Origin of the sequence: Sphingomonas lenta (assembly GCF_002288825.1) — a bacterium.
Lineage (GTDB): Bacteria > Pseudomonadota > Alphaproteobacteria > Sphingomonadales > Sphingomonadaceae > Sphingomonas > Sphingomonas lenta.
The window spans coordinates 136011-157768 of the sequence record NZ_NSLI01000005.1 but is presented as its reverse complement, the minus strand read 5'-3'; the positions used below and the strand labels follow the sequence as shown (position 1 = coordinate 157768).

Annotated in this window: 18 protein-coding genes; 9 read left to right on the top strand and 9 right to left on the bottom strand. The window is 70.4% G+C overall.

The annotated features are described in order from the left end of the window. Window positions 1–145: 145 nt before the first annotated feature. On the bottom strand, window positions 146–802 hold the full coding sequence (locus CKY28_RS16090) for an HAD family hydrolase (RefSeq protein WP_095999403.1): 657 nt from the start codon (window positions 800–802) through the stop codon (window positions 146–148). A 161-nt stretch (window positions 803–963) separates the two neighbouring features. Next, window positions 964–2109 carry an SPL family radical SAM protein gene (locus tag CKY28_RS16085; RefSeq protein WP_245841880.1) on the bottom strand — a complete coding sequence of 382 codons (1146 nt, stop codon included), beginning with the start codon at window positions 2107–2109 and terminating at the stop codon, window positions 964–966. 71 nt (window positions 2110–2180) lie between these two features. Between CKY28_RS16085 and CKY28_RS16080 the strand changes: the two genes are divergently transcribed. Beyond that, entirely contained in the window at window positions 2181–3542 is a 1362-nt protein-coding gene (locus CKY28_RS16080) for a dihydrolipoyl dehydrogenase (RefSeq protein ID WP_095999402.1), read from the top strand. A gap of 467 nt (window positions 3543–4009) precedes the next feature. On the opposite strand, the gene CKY28_RS18830 is transcribed toward CKY28_RS16080, so the two are convergent. Continuing rightward, a complete protein-coding gene (locus CKY28_RS18830; RefSeq protein ID WP_176473140.1) occupies window positions 4010–4768 on the bottom strand; it encodes a response regulator in 759 nt (252 codons plus the stop codon). 174 nt (window positions 4769–4942) lie between these two features. On the opposite strand from CKY28_RS18830, the gene CKY28_RS16070 reads away from it, so the two are divergent. The 8 genes from CKY28_RS16070 (at window position 4943) to CKY28_RS16035 (ending at window position 14684) form a co-directional block, all read left to right on the top strand. After that, window positions 4943–5557 (top strand): LysR family substrate-binding domain-containing protein, encoded by a 615-nt coding sequence (locus tag CKY28_RS16070; RefSeq protein WP_176473139.1) that lies wholly within the window; start codon window positions 4943–4945, stop codon window positions 5555–5557. Between the two features lie 166 nt (window positions 5558–5723). Further along, window positions 5724–6971 carry an efflux RND transporter periplasmic adaptor subunit gene (locus CKY28_RS16065; protein WP_245841879.1) on the top strand — a complete coding sequence of 416 codons (1248 nt, stop codon included), beginning with the start codon at window positions 5724–5726 and terminating at the stop codon, window positions 6969–6971. 64 nt (window positions 6972–7035) lie between these two features. Next, complete coding sequence (locus tag CKY28_RS16060; RefSeq protein ID WP_425442543.1) at window positions 7036–10206, top strand: multidrug efflux RND transporter permease subunit; 3171 nt, start codon at window positions 7036–7038, stop codon at window positions 10204–10206. Beyond that, complete coding sequence (locus CKY28_RS16055) at window positions 10206–11840, top strand: efflux transporter outer membrane subunit (RefSeq protein WP_095999398.1); 1635 nt, start codon at window positions 10206–10208, stop codon at window positions 11838–11840. The genes CKY28_RS16060 and CKY28_RS16055 overlap by 1 nt, the downstream gene beginning before the upstream one ends. 31 nt (window positions 11841–11871) lie before the next feature. Next, window positions 11872–12240, top strand: a complete 369-nt coding sequence (locus tag CKY28_RS16050; RefSeq protein ID WP_095999397.1) for a poly(R)-hydroxyalkanoic acid synthase subunit PhaE — start codon at window positions 11872–11874, stop codon at window positions 12238–12240. After that, entirely contained in the window at window positions 12237–13307 is a 1071-nt protein-coding gene (locus CKY28_RS16045) for an alpha/beta fold hydrolase (protein ID WP_095999396.1), read from the top strand. Before CKY28_RS16050 ends, CKY28_RS16045 begins: the two co-directional genes overlap by 4 nt. Further along, window positions 13304–13837, top strand: coding sequence for a GNAT family N-acetyltransferase (locus CKY28_RS16040; RefSeq protein ID WP_095999395.1), 534 nt, complete (start codon window positions 13304–13306; stop codon window positions 13835–13837). The genes CKY28_RS16045 and CKY28_RS16040 overlap by 4 nt, the downstream gene beginning before the upstream one ends. Before the next feature lie 106 nt (window positions 13838–13943). Continuing rightward, a complete protein-coding gene (locus tag CKY28_RS16035; RefSeq protein ID WP_245841878.1) occupies window positions 13944–14684 on the top strand; it encodes an alpha/beta hydrolase in 741 nt (246 codons plus the stop codon). A 149-nt stretch (window positions 14685–14833) separates the two neighbouring features. On the opposite strand, the gene CKY28_RS16030 is transcribed toward CKY28_RS16035, so the two are convergent. The 6 genes from CKY28_RS16030 to CKY28_RS16005 form a co-directional block, all read right to left on the bottom strand. Next, on the bottom strand, window positions 14834–15229 hold the full coding sequence (locus CKY28_RS16030) for a phasin family protein (RefSeq protein WP_095999393.1): 396 nt from the start codon (window positions 15227–15229) through the stop codon (window positions 14834–14836). Between the two features lie 12 nt (window positions 15230–15241). After that, window positions 15242–16726: a WS/DGAT/MGAT family O-acyltransferase gene (locus CKY28_RS16025; protein ID WP_095999392.1), complete on the bottom strand. Its 1485-nt coding sequence runs from the start codon at window positions 16724–16726 to the stop codon at window positions 15242–15244. Between the two features lie 297 nt (window positions 16727–17023). Continuing rightward, window positions 17024–17773 (bottom strand): hypothetical protein, encoded by a 750-nt coding sequence (locus CKY28_RS16020; RefSeq protein ID WP_095999391.1) that lies wholly within the window; start codon window positions 17771–17773, stop codon window positions 17024–17026. Between the two features lie 45 nt (window positions 17774–17818). Further along, window positions 17819–18223, bottom strand: coding sequence for a type II toxin-antitoxin system VapC family toxin (locus tag CKY28_RS16015; RefSeq protein ID WP_095999390.1), 405 nt, complete (start codon window positions 18221–18223; stop codon window positions 17819–17821). 8 nt (window positions 18224–18231) lie between these two features. After that, entirely contained in the window at window positions 18232–18465 is a 234-nt protein-coding gene (locus tag CKY28_RS16010; RefSeq protein WP_095999548.1) for an antitoxin, read from the bottom strand. Window positions 18466–18502: 37 nt separating this feature from the next. Next, window positions 18503–21706: a cytochrome P450 gene (locus CKY28_RS16005; RefSeq protein WP_095999389.1), complete on the bottom strand. Its 3204-nt coding sequence runs from the start codon at window positions 21704–21706 to the stop codon at window positions 18503–18505. Between the last annotated feature and the right edge of the window lie 52 nt (window positions 21707–21758).

Here is a 21758-nt window from a genome sequence, read left to right as displayed (position 1 = left end):
GTCACCCCGGACTTGTTCCGGGGTCCATCGTCGTCCGGGCGCATCGCTGGAGGGTTATGGACGGACGACAGCGCGCTCCCTCGACGGGTTCGACTGCTCAGCGATGGACCCCGGAACAAGTCCGGGGTGACGGCGAGGGTTTACGTTAGCTCCGTTCCACCCATGCCGGCCACGCTGCAGCGAGGGCGGCCGCGTCGTTGTAGATCGCCTTTGCGCCCTTCAGCGTCTCGCGCGGGAAGCCGCCGGAGAGGACCGCCACCGTCGCCACGCCGCACTTCGCGCCCGACTGGATATCGTAGGGCGTGTCGCCGACGAACAGCACCTCGTGCGCGCCGAGCCCGAGCTTCTTGAGCGCGGTGGCGACGACGTCGGGGGCTGGCTTGGAGTTCTCGACGTCGTCGGTCGTGGTGGTCTCGTCGACCAGGTCGCGGATGGCGAGCAGGTCGAGATAATGGTCGAGCTCCGCTTGCGCAGCAGATGAGGCGAGCGCGACCTTGAGCCCGGCCTGCTTCACGCGCGCGACGAGATCGTGTGCGCCGGGAAAGGGTTGAACCTGCTGTAGGCGCGCACCTTGGAACGCTTCGCCGTGGGCGTCGGCGAGCTTCTCCTGCTCGTCTTCGGGCAGGTCGGGAAGCAGCGCGGGGACGAGCATGTCGCCGCCTTTGCCGATCTGCTCGCGGACCTGGTCGCGGGTGAAACGGTGGCCGTGACGCTCGAACGCCTCGAGCCAGGCGTCGACGTGGAGGTCGTTGGAGTCGACCAGCGTGCCGTCGATGTCGAAGAGGATGGCGCGGATGGGCATGGGTTTGAGGACCTGTGATTGGATGTCGAATACCTAGCGTCATGCCGGACTTGTTCCGGCATCCATCGTCGTACGCGCGCACCTACCGGATCGTACGCACCACGATGGACCCCGGAACAAGTCCGGGGTGACGGTTTAGGGGTTGCGACGGGCGCGAACTCTCAGGTCCAATAAAGGATGCGTGCGTAGGGAAGCCGTTCCGCGATCCGCTCCTCGAAGAACGCCCGGAGCGTCTTCATCACGTCCTTATCGTAGACGTGCTTCACCGCGCCGAACTTGGTGCGCTTCACCGTGCGGCCGTCGGGGCCCATGTCGAGGCCGGAGCCGGGGTACCAGCTCTCGAGCACCGCCTTGGAGCCCTCGGTGAAGCGATGGGTGATGAGCTCGACGGTCAGGTCGGGCTCGGCGCCCTCCAGCGCGGCGGCGACATCGTCGATCAGGCCGCCATAGGCCATCTCCCAGCCGGGCGCGGCGATGATGGGGGCGATCGTGAGCCCGACGGGATAGCCGGCGTCGGCCATGCGGCGGAGCGCCCCGATGCGCTGGGCGACAGGACTCGTGCCGCCCTCGAAGCGGGCATAGGGCTTGGGGTTCAAGGACGCGCGCATGCGCGTGCGGCCGTTGTGCTCGATCGTCAGCAGCGGGTCGATGCCGGAGAATTTGGTCGTGAAGCGGAGCTGCGCGTCGGCGTCCCATGCGCCGACATAGGCGATGAGCGCGGAGAGCGAGCCGGTCAGGTGCTCCAGCGCGATCGGGTCGGTGTAGCAGGACGCTTCATAAGTCGTGCCTTCGTGCTGGCGGTGGCGCGAGCGCGAAGTGATCGTGCCCATCCCTAAGTGCCGGGGCAGCTCCTTAAAGACTTCCGGGAGGTTTGCGTAGACGCGCGTGATCGGCGGGCCTTTGAGCGAGCCGGCGAGGTAGCAGTAGCTGCAATGCGCGGGGCACCCCTCCGCCAGGTCGACGCGCCAGTCGGCCGACGGTGCGATCGGCTGGAGCTTGCGCTTGGACGGGCTCGCCACGACCAGCGCCATCGTCGCCTTGGCCTCGGCGTAAGCGCGGCGCGGGTCGTCGGGGAAGTTGAGGTTGAGGCGGTCCGACGGCAGCTCGACCACGTCGACGCCCAGCGCCGCCGCGCGCTCGGCGACGGCGCGGCCGTGCTCCCATTCCAGCGCCGACTTCGCGACGAGCACGCGCTTGGGCATCCAGCGCCGCGCCGAGGGCGGTTTCGGGTCGGGGGCTGCGAACATGGCCGGGTCGGGCGCGCGCGCCTGGACCAGATGGGGGGCGAGGGGCTCGGCGATGATCATGCGCCACCAACCCCGCGACGCGGGCGCTTTGTTCCCCGGAACCGGCGGCGCTCGGCCCGCGTCTAACCTGGATGAGCGAGACCCTGACCTGCGACGTGGCGGTGATCGGCGCAGGCACGGCGGGACTCGCCGCCTGGCGCGCGGCAAACGGCCTGGGCAAGCGCGCCGTCATCGTCGAGCGCGGACCGGGCGGCACCACCTGTGCGCGCGTCGGCTGCATGCCGTCCAAGCTGATGCTCGCCGCGGCCAAGGCGGCGGAGCACGCCCGGCGGACGGGCATGTTCGGCGTGCGCACCGGCTCGGTCGAGGTGGACGGCGTGGCGGTGCTCGCGCGGATGAGGGCCGAGCGCGACCGTTTCGTCGCGTCGGCGATGGAGGGCTGGTTCGCAATCCCGGAAGCTCAGCGGATCGACGGCGCGGCGCGGTTCGTCGGGCCGACGGCACTGGAGGTCGAGGGCGGCCCGCGCATCGAGGCGGGCGCGGTGGTGATCGCGACGGGCGGGCGGCCCGCCGTGCCGCCCGTGCTCGATCCCGTGCGCTCGCTGGTGCGCACCTACGAGGACCTGTTCGAGATCCCCACCCTGCCCCGCCGCGTCGCGGTGCTCGGCGCGGGGCCGCTGGGGCTGGAGCAGGCGCAGGCGTTCCGCTGGCTGGGCGCGGAGGTGACGGTCATCGACGACGGGGCGACCGTCGCCAAGCTGGAGGACCCGGACGTGGCCCGGGTCGCACGCGACATCTTCGCCGGCATGGTCGACCTGCGGCTCGAGCAGGAACTGGAGGCGGCGAAGATGGCCGAGGGCGCGGCGCGGCTGCGCTGGGCGGGCGGCGAAGGAACGTTCGACCTCGTGATCTCCGCCAGCGGCATCCGGCCGGAGTTGAAGCCGCTGAACCTCGAAGCGGCGGGGCTGAAGCTGGACGAGCACGGCACGCCCGAGTTCGACCCCGTCACGCGGCGCTGCGGTGACAGCGCGGTGTTCATGGCGGGCGACGCGGCCGCCGACCGGCCCGTGCTGCACGAGGCGTCGCGCACGGGCGAGAGCGCGGGCGCGGTGGCGGTGGGCGGAGCTCCGCTCGCGCGGCTGCCCGAGCTGGCGATGACGTTCACCGAGCCGGAGGTGGTGCTGGTCGGCTGCGGCTACGGGGCGTTACCCGAGGGGCATCGGATCGGCCGGGCTGATTTCGGCGACAACGGCCGCGTCACGATCGACGGCGGGCGCGACGCGGGCGGGCTCCTCAGCGTCTATGCCGACCGCGAAGGCAGGCTGCTCGGCGGCGCGATCGTCGGGCCGGGCGCGGAGCATGTCGGGCACCTACTCTGCCTCGCGGTGGCACAGGGCATGAGCGCGGGACGGCTGGCGGACCAGGCCTTCTACCACCCCTGCGTCGAAGAGGTGCTGCGCGCGGCGTGCCGCGATCTGCTGGCGGGAAACTGAAAGGCCGCCCGGAACAGGTCCGGGCGGCCCCTCCGACGGTTCCGCACGAGGGAAGCGGACCGCCGGCGCGCGGCCGGGAGCGGGGAGGAGTCCAGCCGCGCGAAACGCTCAGGCGATCGACGCCTGCGGCATGATGGCCAACACCGTGACGGCGAAGCTGATGATGCCGATGAGATAGGGATTGGGCTGCTTCTTCATCGTGGGTGACCTTGGAAAAGCGTTGAGCGCGCTATCCACCCTCAGGCTTCTCCGGTCAGCCGTTTCGCGACGGGATGGAGACGAAGCGACGAAGCGGATGACGAGTACCTGATTCGCTTAGCGCCGCCCTGGAGCCCTCTTCATCCCCGTCATGCTGAACTTGTTTCAGCATCCAGGGCTGTGCGAACGACTCAGCCTTGGTCGCGCGTACCACGCTGGATCCTGAAACAAGTTCAGGATGACGGCTGAGATAGGATCACCTGGCCGAACTAACGCCTCAACCGCTGCCGGACTTCGTCGGCGTGGATAGGGCCCACCCGCACCGCCGTCCCCGATTGCAGCACCAGCGTCGTGTGCCGCCCCACTTGGGCGACCTCCCTCACCGCCGCCGGCCGCACGAAGGCGGAGCGGTGGACGCGCATCATGCGCTCGGGGTCGAGCGTCTCGGCGAGCGCGGCCATGGTGACGCGGATCATGTGGCTGCGCTCACCCGTGTGGAGCAGCGCATAGTCCTTGGCGGCCTCGATCCACTCGATCGTGTCGACGGGGACGCGGATCTGGCCGCGGCTCGTCTGCACCCAAAAAGCGTCGTGATAGCCGTTCGCCGGCGCGGGCTTCGCCTCCGGTTCCGGCGCGGGAGCGGCGGCCGCGGGCTCAGCCACGCGGCGCGCGACCGAGCGGACGCGGGCGAGGAGCTCGCGCGGCTCGAACGGCTTCATCATGTAATCGTCCGCGCCCAGCTCCAGGCCGACGACGCGGTCGACCAGGTCGCGCCGCGCGGTCAGCATGATGATGCCGATCCGGGGGCCGTAGGAGGCGCGCAGGCGGCGCGCGATCGAGAAGCCGTCCTCGCCCGGCATGGTGACGTCGAGCACCGCGACCTGCGGCACGCGCGCGGAGAGCAGCCGGTCGAGCGCGGGGCCGCCGTCGGCTTCCTCCACCTCCACGCCCTGGTCGCGCAAGTAAGCGGCGACCGGCTCGCGCAGGTCTTCCTCGTCGTCCACCATGACGATGTGCGGTGCGGACATGACGCCCTGGTCCTCCCCTGTTCGGAACCGTTTAGCAGCTGGGCCGGAGCCCGGCGAGATGCCGTGCGCGGCTTCGTCGCAGCTTCGTCGCGGAGCATGCGCGGGCGGGACCGCCCTCGCGCATGCTCGCGCCCAATGGCAACGACCACGACAGAGTCGCCCTTCGAGAGGAGCTTGGACGACATCACGCTGGCCATCGGCTGTTCGGCGGCGATCGGCCGCGACCGGTTAGGCGAGGAGCTGGTCGCCTTCGGGCGACGACGACCCGACGTGCTGGTCGGCGTGCACGAGATGGGGCGCGCGGGCCTGCTCGCTGGCTTGCGGTCGGGCGAGATCGCGCTGGGGCTGCTGCCGGGCGAGCCCGATCCGGGCTTCCGCTCGGTCCGGCTCTGGGAGGACCGGGCGCTGCTCGCCCTGCCGCGCGGGCACGCGCTCGCCGCCGAGGCGTACGTCGCGCCGGACGCTGCGCGCGACCTCCTGTTCCTGGCGTCGCGCCGCTCGGCGGGCGCGGAGGTGCACCGCTTCCTGTCGCGGCGCGTCTTCGGCGAGGGCGCCTGCCCCACCAGCGACATGCGCGACTGCGGCTTGGGACGTATCCTGGCGATGGTCGCCGACGGCGGGGGCGCGGCGCTGCTCTGCGAGAGTCATGACTACCCCGCGCTCGGGCAGGTCGCGCTCCTCCCCTTCGCGCATCCCGCCGCCCGCTTCGGCGTCTATGCGCACTGGCTGGAGGAGCGGGAGGACGCGGCGCTGAGCGCGCTGCTGGGCGTGCTGACGCCCGCCTATTAGGGAAATCATTCAGACATAATTCAGGTGGAAGCGGCGACCGCGCCGTCCGGCTAACGCGCCGCCGATGACGGAAGCGGCGCAGGGCTGTAACGGGTTTGCAAGAAGGGTCCGCATGACGCATGGGCGTCCTCGCCCGGCGCTCGCCGGCGCGGTTCAGGAGAATGGGGTGACGCGGTCGATCGGTGGTGCGGGCAGTCTCCTGCGCGCGGGCTGCGCGGTTCTGGCGTTGACGCTCGCCGCCTGCGGAAGCGGCGAAGGCGCCGCGAAAGGTCAGGGCGGACAGAAAGGCGGCGGTCCGGGCGGTCCGGGAGGGCAGCCGCCGCAGGTCGGCTTCATCACCGTGCAGCCGACCGACGCCGCGCTCGTCACCGTGCTCCCCGGCCGCACCGTCGCGTTTCAGAGTTCGGAGGTCCGCCCGCAGGTGTCGGGCGTGATCCAGCGCCGCTTCTTCGAAGAAGGGTCGATCGTCCGTCAGGGACAGCCGCTCTATCAAATCGATCCCTCGCTCTACCGCGCCGCGGTGAACCAGGCCGCCGCCAACGTCACCGCCTCGCAGGCCGCCGCCCAGGCGGCGCAGGTGCGCGCCGGACGCCTGGCACCGCTCGCGGAGATCGAAGCGGTGTCGCGCCAGGAATATACGGACGCCGCCGCCACCGCGCGCCAGTCGGCCGCCACCGTGCAGCAGAACCGCGCCGCGCTGGAGACGGCGCGCATCAACCTGCGCTTCACCACCGTGCCCGCCCCCATCAGCGGACGGATCGGCCGGTCGCTGTTCACCGTCGGCGCGCTGGTGACGACCAGCCAGGCGGACCCGCTCGCCACGATCCAGCAGCTCGACCCGATCTTCGTCGACATCCAGCGCTCGGCCGCCGACCTGCTCAGCCTGCGACGGTCCCTGGCGCAGGGCGGCGTCGTGCCCGCCAGCGCGCAGATGCGCCTCCAGCTGGAGGACGGCAGCGACTACGGGTACGCCGGCACCGTCCAGTTCTCGGAGGTGGTCGTCGACCAGTCCACGGGCACCGTCACGATCCGCGCGCGTTTCCCGAACCCGCAGGGGCTGCTGCTGCCCGGCATGTTCGTTCGCGCGAGCTTCGCGCAGGCGATCAACCAGCGCGCCTTCCTGGTGCCGCAGTCCGCTGTCACCCGCGACCCGCAGGGCCGCGCCCGGCTGTTCATCGTCGGCCCGGGCAACCGTGCCGTGCAGCGCGACGTCGTCGCCGAGCGTACGCAGGGCGAGTACTGGGTCGTGACGCAGGGCCTGAACCCCGGCGACCGGGTGATCACGCAAGGGTTGCTGCCGACGCTGCGCCCCAACGCGCCCGTCCGCCCCGTGCCCGCCACCGCGCCGCAGCAGGTCCGCCCGCCCTCGCCCGAGCAGCTGGAAAAGATGCAACAGTCGAAGAAGGGCGGGTAGCCGAGCAGTGTCCCGCATCTTTATCGAACGGCCCATCTTCGCTTGGGTGCTCGCCATCATCGTCATGCTGGCGGGCGTGGGCGCGATCTTCGGCCTGCCGATCGCGCAATATCCGGACGTGGCCCCGCCTCAGGTGACGATCCGCGCCAATTATCCCGGCGCGAACGCGGAGACGATCCAGAACTCGGTGACGCAGGTCGTCGAGCAGTCGCTGACGGGCATCGACGGCCTGCTCTATTTCCAGTCGCAGTCGAGCTCGCGCGGGCAGGTCTCGATCACCGCGACGTTCGACAAGGGCGTCGACCCCGACATCGCGCAGGTGCAGGTCCAGAACCAGGTGCAGCAGGCCATCCCCCGCCTGCCCGCCCAGGTGCAGCAGCAGGGCCTGGTCGTCCGCAAGTCCAACCCGGACTTCCTGATGATCGTCGGCGTCTATGACGAGACGGACCGGCTCACCAACCGCGACGTGTCCGACTATCTCGTCTCCACGCTGCAGGACCCGCTCGCGCGCACGCCGGGCGTGGGCGACACCAACGTGTTCGGATCGCAATACGCCATGCGCATCTGGCTGGAGCCGGAGAAGCTGCAGAGCTTCCAGCTCGTGCCCCAGGACGTGACGGCGGCCATCCAGGCGCAGAATACGGAGGTCGCGGCCGGCGAGCTGGGCGGCCAGCCCCAGCCCACGACCAACCTCCTGAACGCGCAGGTCACCGCCCAGTCGCGGCTCCAGACGCCGCAGCAGTTCCGCGACATCATCCTGAAGACGTTGCCCAACGGCGCCACCGTCCGCATATCGGACGTGGGCTGGGTGGAGCTGGGCGCGGAGAGCTACGCGGCGCTGTCGCGCGTGAATCGCCACCCCGGCGCGGGCATCGCCATCCTCCTGGCGCCCGGCGCGGACGCGCTGGCGACCGCGCAGCTCGTCAAGCAGCAGATCGAGGCGGCGGCCGAGAACTTCCCGCCGGGCCTGAAGTTCGGTTACGCCAACGACTCCACCGACTTCATCCGCCTGTCGATCGAGGAGGTGGTGAAGACGCTGATTGAGGCGATCATCCTGGTCGTCGTCGTCATGTTCGTCTTTCTGCAGAGCTGGCGCGCGACGCTGATCCCGACGATCGCGGTGCCCGTGGTGCTGCTCGGCACCTTTGCCGTGTTCTACGCGCTGGGATTGTCGATCAACACGCTGACCCTGTTCGGCCTTGTGCTCTCGATCGGTCTGCTCGTCGACGACGCGATCGTGGTCGTCGAGAACGTCGAGCGTCTGCTCGAGGAGAATCCCGGCATGACCCCCAAGGAGGCGACGATTCGGTCGATGGACGAGATCAGCGTCGCGCTGATCGCCGTCGCGATCGCGCTCTCGACGGTGTTCATACCCATGGCCTTCTTCGGCGGCTCGACGGGCGTCATCTATCGCCAGTTCTCCGTCACGATCATCGCAGGCATGATCCTGTCGGTGCTGGTGGCGCTGATCCTCTCGCCCGCGCTCACCTCCAACTTCCTGAAGCGTCGGGAAGAGGAGCAGGCCGACGGCGAGAAGACCCGCGGCTGGTTCGCCCGCCGGCTGCCGCGCGTGGCGAGGTTCGTTGGACGCCTGCGCGACGGGTTCAACAACGGCTTCCGGCGCTTGACCGACTGGTACCTGCGGGTCACGCGGAAGGTGATCGAGCGCAAGTGGCTGTCGATGGGCGCTTACGTCGCGACCTGCGCGCTGCTGGCCGTGCTTTTCCTGCGCCTGCCCACCGGCTTCCTGCCGACCGAGGACCAAGGCGGCGCGATCGTCCAGTTCCAGCTGCCGCCGGGCGCGACGCAGGGCCGGACGACGGAAGTGCAGCGCCGCATCGAAGAGTATTTCGCCCGCAACGAGGGGCAGAATCTCCGCACCATGTTCACCGTCGCGGGTGGCGGCGGTGGCGGAACGAGCGGCCAGAACACCGGCCAGGCCTACCTCAACTTCGTCGACTGGGCGCAGCGCGAGGGGGAAGGCCAGGACGCCGAGTCGATCGTCGCCCGCGCCTCCGCCGCCTTCCAGGGCTTCCGCGACGCGCAGGTGTTCGCGCTGGTGCCGCCGGCGATCCGCGGTCTCGGCCAAGCGAACGGCTTCAGCATCCAGCTCCAGAACACGGGCGGGCTCAGCCGCCAGCGGTTCAGGGAAGCCGCCGACCAGCTGCTCGCCGCGGCGCGTGCCGACCCGCTGCTCGCCTCCGTCCGCCAGACCGAGCTGCCCGACGTCGCCACGCTGCAGGTCAACGCCGACCAGCAGAAGCTGACGGCGCTGGGCCTGACGCAGCAGGGCGTGAACGGCGCGCTGTCGATCGCCTGGGGCGGGCAGTATGTGAACGACTTCGTCGACCGCGGCCGCGTGAAGCGCGTCTATGTCCAGGGCGACGCCGAGTATCGCGACCAGCCGGAGGATCTGAACCAGTGGTTCGTGCGCGGAGCGAACGGCCAGATGGTCCCCTTCTCGTCCTTCGCCACCACCGGCTGGAGCCAGGCGCCGACCACCTTGTCGCGCTTCAACGGCATCCCCTCCTTCGAATTCCAGGGTTCGGCCGCGCCCGGCCGCAGCTCGGGCGAGGCGCTGGAGCGCATGCGCGAACTGGCGGCGGAGATCCCGGGCACCAGCGTCGAGCTGTCGGGCCTCTCCTATCAAGAGGAGCTTTCCTCGGGCCAGGCGCCGCTCCTCTACGCGCTGTCGCTGCTGGTCGTCTTCCTCTGCCTCGCCGCTCTGTTCGAGAGCTGGTCCATTCCGGTCGCGGTGATGCTCACGATTCCGCTGGGCCTGGTGGGCGCGGTCGCGTTCGTGACGCTGCGCGGGCTCATCAACGACGTGTACCTGCAGATCGGCCTGCTCACGACCATGGGCTTGGCGGCCAAGAACGCCATCCTGATGATCGAGTTCGCCGAGCAGGAGGAGAAGGGCGGCGCGCGCGTGATCGACGCCGCGCTGGAGGCCGCGCGCCTGCGCTTCCGGCCGATCCTGATGACCAGCATCGCGTGCATCATCGGCGTGCTGCCGCTCGCCATCTCGACGGGCGCGGGCGCGAACAGCCGTATCGCGATCGGCACCTCGGTGATCGGCGGCATGCTGACCGCGACGGTGCTGGCCGTGTTCTACATCCCCTTCTTCTTCGTCCTGGTCCGCCGCGGCGCACGCGACGGGCTGGCGAAGCTCAGGGGCGAGCCGACGGGGCATCGCCCACGCGACGGCAAGGAACCGGAGGCGGAGCCGGCGTGATGCGCAAGGTCATCCTGCTCGCCGCGGCAGCGGCGCTCGCCGGTTGCTCGATGGACCCGAAGCTGGTCCGGCCCGACCTGCCCGTCCCGCCCTCCTGGCCGGTAGGCGATGCGTATCTGCGCCAGTCGGAGGCGTCACTGCCGGCGATCACCTATCGCGACATCTTCCGCGATCCGCGGCTCCAGCAGGTCATCGCGCAGGGGCTCGCCAACAACCGCGACCTGCGGATCGCCGTCGCCAACATCCGCTCCGCGCGCGAGCTCTACCGCATCCAGCGCGCTGAGCGGTTCCCGCAGGTCGATCTGACCGGCCGTTACCAGCGTGCGCAGGGTGTCGCGGGCGGCTTCACGGGCAACAACAGCGGCACGACCACGGGCGGCACGACCGGAGGAACGGGCACCGGGACAGGTACGGGCACCGGCACCGGAGGGACCGGCACCGGTTCGGGCGGCACCGGAACCGGCACGACCACCAGCAGCTCCAGCGGCGGCCGCGCGACCGACTTTTTCCAGACGCAGCTCGGCTTCACCCAGTTCGAGATCGACCTGTTCGGCCGCGTCGCCTCGCTCACCCGCGCGGCGCAGCAACGCTATTTCGCGCAAGAAGCCGCCGCACGCGCGACGCGGTTGATCCTGGTCGGCGACATCGCGGAAGCGTGGCTGACCTACGCCGCCGACCGATCGCTGCTCCGCGTCGCCGAGGAGACCGCGCGCGCGGCGCAGGCGAGCGTGCGCCTCACGCGCGCGCGGCTGGAGGGCGGCATCGCGCCGCGGTCCGACCTGACCCAGGCGCAGCAGATCCTGGCGACCGCCGAGGCCTCGCTCGCGAACCAGCGCGCGTTGGTCGCGCAGGACGCGAACGCGCTACAGCTGCTCGTGGGGGCGCCCGTCGATGAGGCGCTGCTCCCCGCCACGATCGATGAGGCGTCGCAGACGCTGGCGGCGCTTCCCGCCGGGCTCGACAGCCGCATCCTGCTTCGCCGCCCGGACGTGGTGCAGGCGGAGTACGAGCTGCGCGCGGTCAACGCCGAGATCGGCGCGGCGCGCGCGGCCCTGTTCCCGCGCATCTCGCTGACGAGCGTACTCGGCTTCGCGAGCAATGCGCTCTCCAGCCTCTTCTCGGGCGACACCTTCACTTACTCCGTTTCGCCGCAGGCCACCTATTCGATCTTTCAGGCCGGCGCGGCGCGGGCGAACGTGCGGCTCAGCCAGGCGCAGCGCGACGCCGCGCTCGCCACGTACGAGCGCGCGATCCAGATCGCCTTTCGCGAGGTGTCGGACGCGCTCGCGCGGCAGGGCACGATCGGCGAGCAGCTGCGCGCCAGCCGCCAGCTCGTCGCCGCCACCAACGAGACGCTGCGGCTCAACGAGGCGCGTTATCGCGGCGGCATCGATACGTTCCTAACGCTGCTCGACGCGCAGCGCTCCTTCCTGCAGGCGCAGCAGACGCTGGTGCAGGCGCAGTTGCTGGCGGGCACCAACCGCGTCGCGCTATACCGCTCGCTCGGCGGCGACGCGACCCTGGAGACGACGGCGTCGGGTCCCGTCCCCGTCACGCCTTCCGGCGGACCCCGCATCGACGAACCGCTCCCCGAGATCCCGCCCGCGCCGGAGGCCCGCGAGCGTCGCCCTTGACGCCCTCCCCCGCCCGCGCGACGATGCGGGGATGAGCAGCACGCCGCCCGACTATGCCGCGTTCTTCCGTTCCATGCTGGGCGAGTGGGAGAAGGCCACCAACTCGATGGGCGGCCAGACGCTGAAATCCGAAGAGTTCGTGCGCATGCTGGGCGGCGCGACGGCCGCGACGAGCCACGCGCAGGAAGCGTTCCGCGGCGTGATGGAACGCGCGCTCGCCGCCGCCAACATGCCGAGCCGCGCGGAGATCGAGGACATCTCCGCCCGGCTCGCGCGCATCGAGGGTGCGCTGTTCCGGATGGAGGCGAAGCTGGCGGAGCTCGCGCCCGCCGCGACGGAGAAGCCCGCGCCCGCCGGACCTACCCGCAACCGCAAGCCGCCGGAGACGCCCGAGGGGTGAACGCACCCGCCCCCGACCCATTCCTCGCCGCGCAGGCCGAGTTCGAACGCGCGCTCCGGCGCAACATCAAAGGGCTGGAGTATCTCGCCTCCCCCGCACCCGTGCTCGGAGCGTCCGCGAAGGACGTGCTCGTCGAGCGCGGCACGATGCGGCTCTACCGCTATCGGCCGCGCGTCGACGACGTGTACCGCGTGCCGCTGCTGCTCGTCATGGCGACGACCAACCGCGGCTACATCTTCGACATGGTGCCGGGTCAAAGCCTGGTTGAATACCTTCTCGATCACGGCTTCGACGTGTTCATGCTCGATTGGGCCCCGCCCCGCGCCGACGAGCGGCGGCTGACGTTGGAGAGCTACGTGCTCGACTTCCTGCCGAGCGCCGTCGCGCGGGTGCAGGAGGAGACCGGCGAGCCGGACGTCTCGGTCGTCGGCTACTGCTTCGGCGGCGTGCTGTCGCTGCTCTGGGCGGCGCTGGAGGGGAACGGCCCGCTCGCCAACCTAGTCACCTTCACCACGCCCGTCGATTTCAGCCGGATGGAGATGTTCCAGGCCTGGGCCGACCGGCGCTTCTTCGACGTGGACCGGCTGGTGGACACGTTCGGCAACTGCCCGGGCGACTATCTCTACACCGCGTTCGACATGCTCCGCCCCGGCACGCGCGCGGTGACCGGGGCGAGGCTCTACGACCAACTCCACGATGACGAGTTCGTGAAATCCTTCCGCATGTTCGACCGCTGGGCGAGCGACATCCTGCCGCTCGCGGGCGAGTATTTCCGGCAGACGACCAAGCTGCTCATGTGGGAGAACCGGCTGCTCGCCGGCACGCTGGAGGTGGGCGGGCGGCGCGTCGACCTCCGGCGCATCACCGCCCCCTTCCTCCACGTCGCGGCGCAGCACGACCATATCGTGCCGACCGAAGCCTCCGCGCCGCTCATCGGCATGATCGGCTCGGCGGACAAGGAGGAAGTCGTCCTGAAAGGCGGCCATGTCAGCCTCGTCGCCGGCGGCAACGCGGTGAAGCGGCTCTGGCCCAAGCTCGTCCACTGGTTGGGGGTGCGTTCGACATGAGCCATATAATCCGCCGCTTCGAACCCGACGACGCCGAGCGGATGCGGAGCTTCGCCGCCGGATTGCCCGAGCACGACCTCCTGTTCCTCGGCCGCGACCTCAAGCATCCGCGCGTGATCGAGGCGTGGCTGCGCGCGATCAGGGAGGGCTGGATCGACAGCCTCGTCGCGGAGGATGGGGGCGAGCTCGTCGGCACCGCCGCGCTGGTGCGCGATCCACTGGGGTGGAGCCCGCATGTCGGCGAAGTGCGCCTGCTCGTCTCCGCGGAGCGGCGCGGACACGGGCTCGGCCGCGACCTCCTCGAGGCGGTGTTCGCGATCGCGGCGGAGCGCGGGCTTGCCAAGCTCGTCGCCCACATGACGCCCGACCAGACGGGCGCGGTGCAGCTGTTCGAGAGCCTGGGCTTCCGAGGAGAGGCGCTCCTGCGCGAGCATGTGCAGGACCGCGGCGGGACGCGGCACGACCTCGCGATCCTGTCGTTCGACGCCGCGCGGGTGTTTGCCCGGCACCATGCATTCGGCGTGAAATGAACCATATAGCCGTCCGGGGGTTGATGACGGCACCTCGCAGGAGAAACACATGGCATCCGCCATTCCCACGGGAGGCGCCACCCGGCCGCCTTCCGCGCTACTCGCTTTGACCGAACTCCCCCGCGCGCTCGCGGAGTGGGGGTCGTTTTCGGTCGCCGCCGGCCCGCTTCTGGCGACGGCGCCGCGGGGCGACGGACATCCCGTGCTCGTGCTGCCGGGCTTCATGACGACCGACGCGTCCACCGCCGTGCTCCGCCGCTTCCTGCGCCAGCTCGGCTATGACGCGTGCGAGTGGGGTCTGGGCCGCAACCTCGGCCCCCGCGCGGTCGGCCGCGAGGGCGAGAAGCTGGTCGCCAAGATCCGCGAGATCCACGAGCGCACCGGCCAGAAGGTGAGCCTGGTCGGCTGGAGCCTGGGCGGCGTGCTCGCCCGCATGGCCGCGCGCCGCGCGCCGGACGCGGTGCGCCAGATCATCACGCTGGGCTCCCCCTTCGCGGGCACGCCCAAGGCGACCACCGTGTGGCGGCTCTATGAGCTGATGAGCGGCGACCGGGTCGACGACCGCTACACGCGGGGCATGATCGAGGAGGGCCGTTCGCCCCCGCCCGTGCCGTCCACCGCCATCTACAGCAAGGAGGACGGCGTCGTCGCCTGGCAGAACTGCCGCGAGCCCCAGTGCGGCACGACCGACAATATCGAGGTGTACGGCAGCCATTGCGGTCTGGGCGTCAACCCGGCCGCGCTCTACGCGGTCGCCGACCGGCTAGCGCAGCCGGAGGACGGCTGGGCCCCGTTCAAGCGCGAGGGCTTGAGGAGCTGGGTCTACCCCCGGGCCGGGCACGCCTGACCCAATTTTGCCCTCTCCCGCTTTCGTGGGAGAGGGACAGCTGCGAAGCAGCAGAGTGAGGGCACCCTCTTACGTCAGAACGGGCCCTCACCTGACCTCGCTGCGCTCGGCCACCCTCTCCCGCGAAAGCGGGAGAGGGAAGAGGTCGGTCATCCCTGGCCTGAGCCGCCCTGGCCGCGCATCGTGCCGACGGCGTCGCGGCCGAACTGCATGATCAGCTCGCCGATCTCGCGCGCCTGGGTCATCGAGCGCGTGCCCTGTTCGCGCAGATAGTCGCCCTGGATGCGCATGACCTCCGACAGGTCCTTGGCCTGGGCGGCGCGGCGCATCGCCTCGAAGGCCTGGTGGGCGTTGGTCTCCGCTTGATCGATCATCTTCAAGCCGATCTGCGCGTTGTTCTCGGCGATCTTCTGCCCGCCGGCACGCATAGCCTCGCCGGCGCGCGCCATGCCCTCGCGCATCCGGTCGGTGGTCCCCTGCGCGGCGCCCGCTGCCTCGCGGGCGGTGGCGTCGGCTTGGGATGCGGCGTTGTCGTCCTGGGCCATGGTGCTTCTCCTCTATCGAGCGGCCGGTTCGGCCTCACCCACGTTAACCGGCAGCGCCGCGCTTGGTTTCGCGCCAAGGTTCGTCGACGCGGCCTGCATCTCGGCGAACGTCTCGCGGAGCGCGTCGGCATAGGCCGCAGGGTCGGGCATCATGTCGCGGTCGGAGGTGAAGGATATCGCGATCGTCTGGCCGTAGCTGTAGATGGTGTTGATCAGCCCCATGCCGTCGAAGATCGGCCCCGTCCCGTACATCGCCACCATGCGCGCGCCCGAGAAGTAGAGCGGCACGCGGGAGCCCGGCACGTTGGTGACGACGCAGTTGAACACCGGCGAGTGCGCGTTTGCCGCGCCCACGCGGGTGTATAGGCGCGCGCCCAGCCCCGCGAGTGCGGAGGGCATCAGCTTGGAATAGTCGGACAGGTTCTTGGCGCCGACCGCGTTGGTCATCGCCTTCGAATTGATCGCCTCCTCATGGACGTAGCGCAGCCGCTCGATCGGGTCCTCGACCGTGGTGCCCAGCCCCACCACCATCGCGGAGACGAGGTTGCCGAGCGCGCCCTTGTCGCCGTCGCCGCGGACCGAGATCGGGGCCATGGCGGTCAAGGTGTCGCGCGGCAGCTCGCCCTTGCTCAGGAGGTACTTGCGCAGCGCGCCGCCGACGACGGCGAGGATCACGTCGTTGACGGTCGCGTCGGGCACAGCCTCCTTCACCGCGCGGATGTCGGCGAGCTTGAACGGGACGGCGTCCCAGACGCGGTGCGCCGAGACCTTGCCGTTGAAGCGCGTGCGCGGCGCGGGGCGGGCGTTGCGGATCGACACGTCGCCCTTGCCGACCTGGCTGCCGAGCCGCGCCATGCCGGGCAGCGACCGCCCGATCGTCTCCATGACGCGCGCGGGCTGGGCGAGCGAGTTGAAGTAGGAGCGCACGAGCAGGTCGGCGACGTGCGGCATGTTCTCCGGCCGCCACGTGTCGGGCTCGCCCTCGCGCGGGGCCATGTTGGGGTCGAGGTCGTGGATCGCCGCCGACATCTCGACGCCCGACATGCCGTCGATGGCGGCGTGGTGGACCTTGGAGACGAGCGCGAAGCAGCCGGGCGGCAGGCCTTCGACATTGTCGAGGCCTTCGACGATCGTGAACTCCCAGAGCGGCTTGGTCATGTCCAAGGGCCGCGAGTGAAGGCGCGCCACCTGGATGCAGAGCTGTCGCCAGTCGCCGGGCTTGGGGAGCGCGATGTGCCGGACGTGGAACTCGATGTCGAACTCGGGGTCCTCGATCCAGTAGGGATGGTCGAGGTCGAAGGGCACGCGGACGAGGCGCTGGCGGAAGCTGCGCGCGCCGGAGAGGCGCGACTGGATGAACTGGAGGATGTCCTTGAACCGGACGAAGCCGCCGGGCGCGGTGGAGGGGTCGTAGATGCCGACGGAGCCGATGTGCATCGGCGTGTGCGGGGTTTCCAGATAGACGAACGACGCGTCCATCGCGCTCAGTTGCTGCATCGGCCCTCTCCTATGCTGGCTCTTATCGATCTGGGTTAAACGTTGGACGCGGCTCGGTTCTCCCGCAAGGGTCCTGACTCGCCTCCGCGTGTATCGGACCAGCCACCTTCTTCGTCACCCCGGACTTGTTCCGGGGTCCATCGCCGTCCAGGCGATCCGTCCGCGAGCGAGGGGACGGACCGTCGCGCATACCCGGTCGACCGTAGCGCGCGCACCACGATGGACCCCGGAACAAGTCCGGGGTGACGGGAGGGGCTTGGCGCCGTCCGCGCGCTCCTGATCGCGCACCTCGGAAGTTCAGGAAGTTCGCGCTACGTCGTCGACGTAGTCGTCCTCGGACGAGCCCAGGCCGGTATGCCGGCGGAGCGTCTGGAGATAGGCCTCGAAGCTCGCCTGGCGCGCCGCCGCGTCCTGGCGCTGGCGCTCCTCGTCCATCGCCTCCCGTTCGGCGGGGTCGGCGGCGAGGTACACGCGTCTGAGCGGCGGGCGCTCGCGGCGGGGGCGGCCCGCTTCGTCGGCCAGATTGTCCTCGGCCAAGTTGAGGATCGCCCGCTGGAGCATCAGCGCCACGCCATCGGGATGCTCGCGCTTTGCCATCAGGCCGTCGCGCCACTTGCCGTAGCGCTCGGGCGCGCGGGCGCGCAGGATGAACATGGCGAGCTGCTCGTCGTAGCGGCGGCGCTCGCCGATCTGCTCGCCTTGGTAGAAGACGGGCACGGCGACGCCGTGGAGCGCGCGGCCCAGCATCGCGTCCTCGAGCCGCCCGACGCCGTAGTCCAGCGCCGCGTCCCAGGCCTGGCGGAAGCTGCCGGCGTCGGCGCGGGCGCGGAGCGTGTAGGCGGAGCGCGGCGACATGCCCACCGCGGCGCCCGCCTCCTCGACGTTGGCGCACTCGGCGAGCGTCCGGATGAACGCCTCCTGCCGCGCGGGCGTCCAGCCGTCGTGGCGCGGGCGTAAGGTTACGGGGGTGAAGGGGGTCGCGGAGCCGGTGGTGACCGGGCTGCGGGCGGGCTGCCGGTGCTGCCGGCGTCTGCGCTGCTTGCTCATCCGACAGGGTAGGCCATGAGTCGGGGGTTGTAGGACAGCCGTTTTTTACCCCGTAGTACGCAGCCAGTTTTCCGTCCTTAGACCGTCGACGCGGTCGAACTCGCGCAGGTTGTCGGTTACAAGCATCGCGTCGAGCGATAGCGCATGGGCGGCAATCAGCATGTCGTTGCCGCCGATGACTTGGCCCTTGCGCTCCAGAGCAGCACGGAGCGCGCCGTAGCGGCGATCGGCATCGTCGCCGAACGGCAGGACGGGCAGTGCGCGCAGAACCTGCTCCAGTTGGGATCTCAGCCGCGCGGAGCCGGAGCGTTCGGCACCGTACCAAAGCTCGGCAGCGCAGACGATGCTGGTGGCGACCCCATCCGCCGGAGCTCGCGCAACGCGCTGGGCGAGCTTGCCATGAGGGTCGCGGACGAGGGCCGACACGATCATCGTGTCGAGCAGGTACATATGACCGGTCAGAAGTTAACGGGACCGGGCGCTGGATCGTCGATCGGTCCGAAGTCCTCGTCCAGCGTCTCAAGCCCGGCGAGGACCTCGGCAAGCGGGCGCACCAGCGCCGACTCGATAATGATGCGGTGTCCTTCCTTACGCATCACGACCTCGTTCCCGGGCAGCTCGAACTCGCGCGGGATGCGGACCGCTTGGCTACGACCGTTGCGGAACAGGCGGACGTGACGCTCATAACCCACGGCATAGGCCATAACATAGGCCCAGCCTGCAGGCTAGCTACTTCCCGAAGCCGAATACGTCCTGGTGGAAGCGGCCGTCCTCGATCAGCGCATTGAGCCATTCCGAGCCTTGCGCGTGCTCGCCGCCGGCCTGGTTCATCCAGATGCGGATCAGCGTGTCGCGGACGGCGGGGGCCATGAACTTGCCGTCGCCGCAAAGGTAAAGGTGCGCGCCCTGCTCCAGCGCGGCCCACACCTGGGCCTGCTCGGCCCAGAGCGCGTCTTGGACGTAGCGCCACGGGTGCGAGGGGACGGCGGAGACGGCTAAGTACAAATCGGCCAGGCCCCGGTCGCGCCAGCGCTCCATCTCGGCGCGGCAGATCCAGTCATGGTCGGGGTGGCGGCAGCCGAAGAAGAGGAGGTTGCGGCCGACTGATGCGCCCCCGTCCGCCTGCGCCTCACGTTCCTGGAGGAAACCCCTGAGCGGGGCGAAGCCGGTGCCGGGACCGATCAATATGGTCGCCGTCGCCGGGTCGGCGGGCGGAGCGAAGGGCGGGTTGGGGCGGCGGACATAGCCGAATACGTGGTCGCCCGGCCGCTTGCCCGCCATGTAGCCGCTCGCGAAGCCGCGATGCTCGCCCAGGCCCGACCAGGCGGGGGCGGCGATGGTGCCGACGATGAGGTCGATCGCATCGGGGCGCGCGAGCGGGCTGGAGGCGATGGAGTAGAAGCGTGGGGAAATGGGCGCGCAGAGCTCGACAAAGGCGTCGAGGGGGAGCTCGATCGCGCCGTGGCGGTCGAGCAGGTCTAGGAGCGTCAGGCGCTTGGCCGTGACCTCGGCGTCGTAATCGGCGGCGAGGCGTTCCAGCTCGGCGCGCGTATGCGGGCAGCGCGTGTGCTGGGCGGCCGCGTCGAGCGCGCGGCGGGGGAGCGTGTCCGACAGTTCGACGAAGTCGGTGAGGAGCTGGCGCACGGTGACCGTCTGGCCGAGGGGCAGGTGCTTGAAGCGGCCTCCCCGGCCGTCGACGCGGAGCTGCGCGGCGCCGTCGAGGCCGAGGCGGGCGAGCGCGCGCTCGACGAGCTCGGGGCGGTTGCTGGCGTAGACGGCGACGTGGTCACCGGTGTGGTAGCTCTGGCCTTCGGGCAGGCGCACGGTGATGAGGCGCGTGGAGGGCCTGGGCGGCTCGGTCGCGAAGTCCCACAGGTCCGGCGTCGCGGGGGTGACGAGCTCCTCGTTGGCGACGATCTCGAGGCGCTGCGCGTGCTCGGGGAGCGCCTGCTGGCGCGCGTCGCCGAGGTCGACGGGGCGGAGCGTCAGCGAGGATGCGGCGTCGCTGGGTTCGGCGGTGGCGCCGAGCGCACGCCACAGGTCGCAGACGAACGCGGCGACCGCGCCGTCGAAGTTGCCCTGCCCGTCCGCCTCCGCGCGCGCGACGAGCCGGGTCGCGCCCGCGACCTCGAGCGCGGCGTCGACGCGCTTGGGGAAGGCCTGGTAGTTGGGCCACTGGCTGTTGCCTAAGCCCAGCACCGCGAAGCTCGCGCCGCGCCACTCGTCGCCGATCCGGGTCGGCTCGAAGAGGCCGGCGTCGAGCGCGCGCTCCACCTCGACGGCGCTATCGGGGGCGCGGCCGTTGTACGTCGCGGTGACGACGACGACGATCTTGTCCTCGGGCCTAGCGCCGCCCTTGAAGCTCTCGTCGAGCGCGCGGACGACGACGTCGAAGCCGTCGAGGCGCGCGCGCTCGGCGATCTCCTCCGCCACGTCGCGCGCGGTGCCGAGGCTGGTGCCGTAGAGCACGGCGAAGCGCCGGCCGGTGCCCGCTACGGCGGCGACGGGGGCGTCCTCCGCGACCGGCTCGGCGTGGCCGAGCTGGAGCCGTTCATGGGGTGCGCGGAGGCGGACGCGCATGAAGAAGTCGTCGGGCTTGATCGACAGCGTCTCCTTGATGCGCAGGCGATAGGCGTGCGGATCGCTGATCGCGAAGCGGCGGAGGATCATCGCCATCGCGATCTTGGCCTCCACCATCGCGAACTGGCGGCCGATGCAGGCGCGCTCGCCGTTGCCGAAGGGCTTGTAGGCGTGGGGATGGCGCGCGGCCTCCGCCTCCGGCAGCCAGCGGTCGATGCTGAACTCCTCCGGCTCGGGCCAGACCTTCGGGTTGCGGTGGAGGCCGGGGACGAAGACGTTGACGGGCCGGTCCTTGCGCATCAGCCAGCGGCCGCCGATCACCTCGTCCTCGAAAGGGGCGAGGCTGAAGGCGGGTGCCGTGGGCCAGAGGCGGAGCGCCTCCTTCAGGATGCGCTCGACCACCTCCAGGCGGGCCACGTCGGTGAAGTCGGGGCGACGGTCGCCGGGGAGGACGCGGTCGACCTCGGCGTACGCCTGCGCGAGCACCGCCGGGTTGCGGAGCAGGTAGCTGAACGCGAAGGTCAGCATGCCCGACGTCGTCTCGTGGCCGGCGATCAGGAAGGTCAGCACCTGGTAGCGGATATTGACGTCGTCGAGTTGCTCGCCCGTTTCCGGGTCGGTCGCGGTGAGCATGAGGTTGAGGAGGTCGCGGCCGTCGGTCGGGTTCCGCCTCCGGTCGGCGATGATGCCGTCGACGAGCGCGTTCATCTCGGCGATGTCGGCCTCGTATTGCGCCTTGGCGCGCTTGGCGAAGCGGTTCTGGATGGGCAGGCGCGTTATGGTGCTGAGCGCCTCGCCGAGCGCGCGGCCCAGCGCGGTGAGGAAGCTGTCGAGCTCCTCGCGCTGGAAGCTGTCGAAGCGGTGGCCGAAGCCGGCGATCGCGATCGAATCGAGCGTCAGCCGCGTCATGTCGTCGGCGACGTGGACGTCCGCGCCGCTCGCGCGCGACCACTTTTCCACCAGCTGATCGCAGACTTCGACGATCATGTCGAAATAGCCCCGCATCGCGCGCTGGCTGAAGGCGGGGAGCAGGATGCGGTGCGCCTTGCCCCAGTTGGGCTCGTCGCTGAAGGCGGTGAACAGGCCGTCGCCGGCGAACTTACGGACGACGCGGAGTGCTGGGCCGGGCATCTTGCGGAAGCGGCGTTCGTCCGACAGCTCGGCGACGAGGTCGGGGTCGGTGACGAAGATGCCCACGCGGCTGCCGAACTTCAGCTTGAAGATGCCGTCGGGGAAGTCGCGGCCCATACGGAGCAGCGGCGATACGAGCCCGCCGCGGAGCTGGTGGAGGTGGCCCACCATCGGCAGGGCGGGCGGCATGGGGATGCTGGGCGGCTTGGGGCTGGTCGCCATCGCGTTCCTCTCGGTTGTTGCGGCCGTTTCACCACGCCGCGCGCGCGGGCGC

Coding starts and splice junctions, on each gene's coding strand:
- CKY28_RS16090 (WP_095999403.1), bottom strand. CDS start 802: ATGCCCATCCGCGCCATCCTCTTCGACATCGACGGCACGCTGGTCGAC.
- CKY28_RS16085 (WP_245841880.1), bottom strand. CDS start 2,109: ATGATCATCGCCGAGCCCCTCGCCCCCCATCTGGTCCAGGCGCGCGCG.
- CKY28_RS16080 (WP_095999402.1), top strand. CDS start 2,181: ATGAGCGAGACCCTGACCTGCGACGTGGCGGTGATCGGCGCAGGCACG.
- CKY28_RS18830 (WP_176473140.1), bottom strand. CDS start 4,768: ATGTCCGCACCGCACATCGTCATGGTGGACGACGAGGAAGACCTGCGC.
- CKY28_RS16060 (WP_425442543.1), top strand. CDS start 7,036: ATGCTGGCGGGCGTGGGCGCGATCTTCGGCCTGCCGATCGCGCAATAT.
- CKY28_RS16055 (WP_095999398.1), top strand. CDS start 10,206: ATGCGCAAGGTCATCCTGCTCGCCGCGGCAGCGGCGCTCGCCGGTTGC.
- CKY28_RS16050 (WP_095999397.1), top strand. CDS start 11,872: ATGAGCAGCACGCCGCCCGACTATGCCGCGTTCTTCCGTTCCATGCTG.
- CKY28_RS16040 (WP_095999395.1), top strand. CDS start 13,304: ATGAGCCATATAATCCGCCGCTTCGAACCCGACGACGCCGAGCGGATG.
- CKY28_RS16030 (WP_095999393.1), bottom strand. CDS start 15,229: ATGGCCCAGGACGACAACGCCGCATCCCAAGCCGACGCCACCGCCCGC.
- CKY28_RS16025 (WP_095999392.1), bottom strand. CDS start 16,726: ATGCAGCAACTGAGCGCGATGGACGCGTCGTTCGTCTATCTGGAAACC.
- CKY28_RS16020 (WP_095999391.1), bottom strand. CDS start 17,773: ATGAGCAAGCAGCGCAGACGCCGGCAGCACCGGCAGCCCGCCCGCAGC.
- CKY28_RS16015 (WP_095999390.1), bottom strand. CDS start 18,223: ATGTACCTGCTCGACACGATGATCGTGTCGGCCCTCGTCCGCGACCCT.
- CKY28_RS16005 (WP_095999389.1), bottom strand. CDS start 21,706: ATGGCGACCAGCCCCAAGCCGCCCAGCATCCCCATGCCGCCCGCCCTG.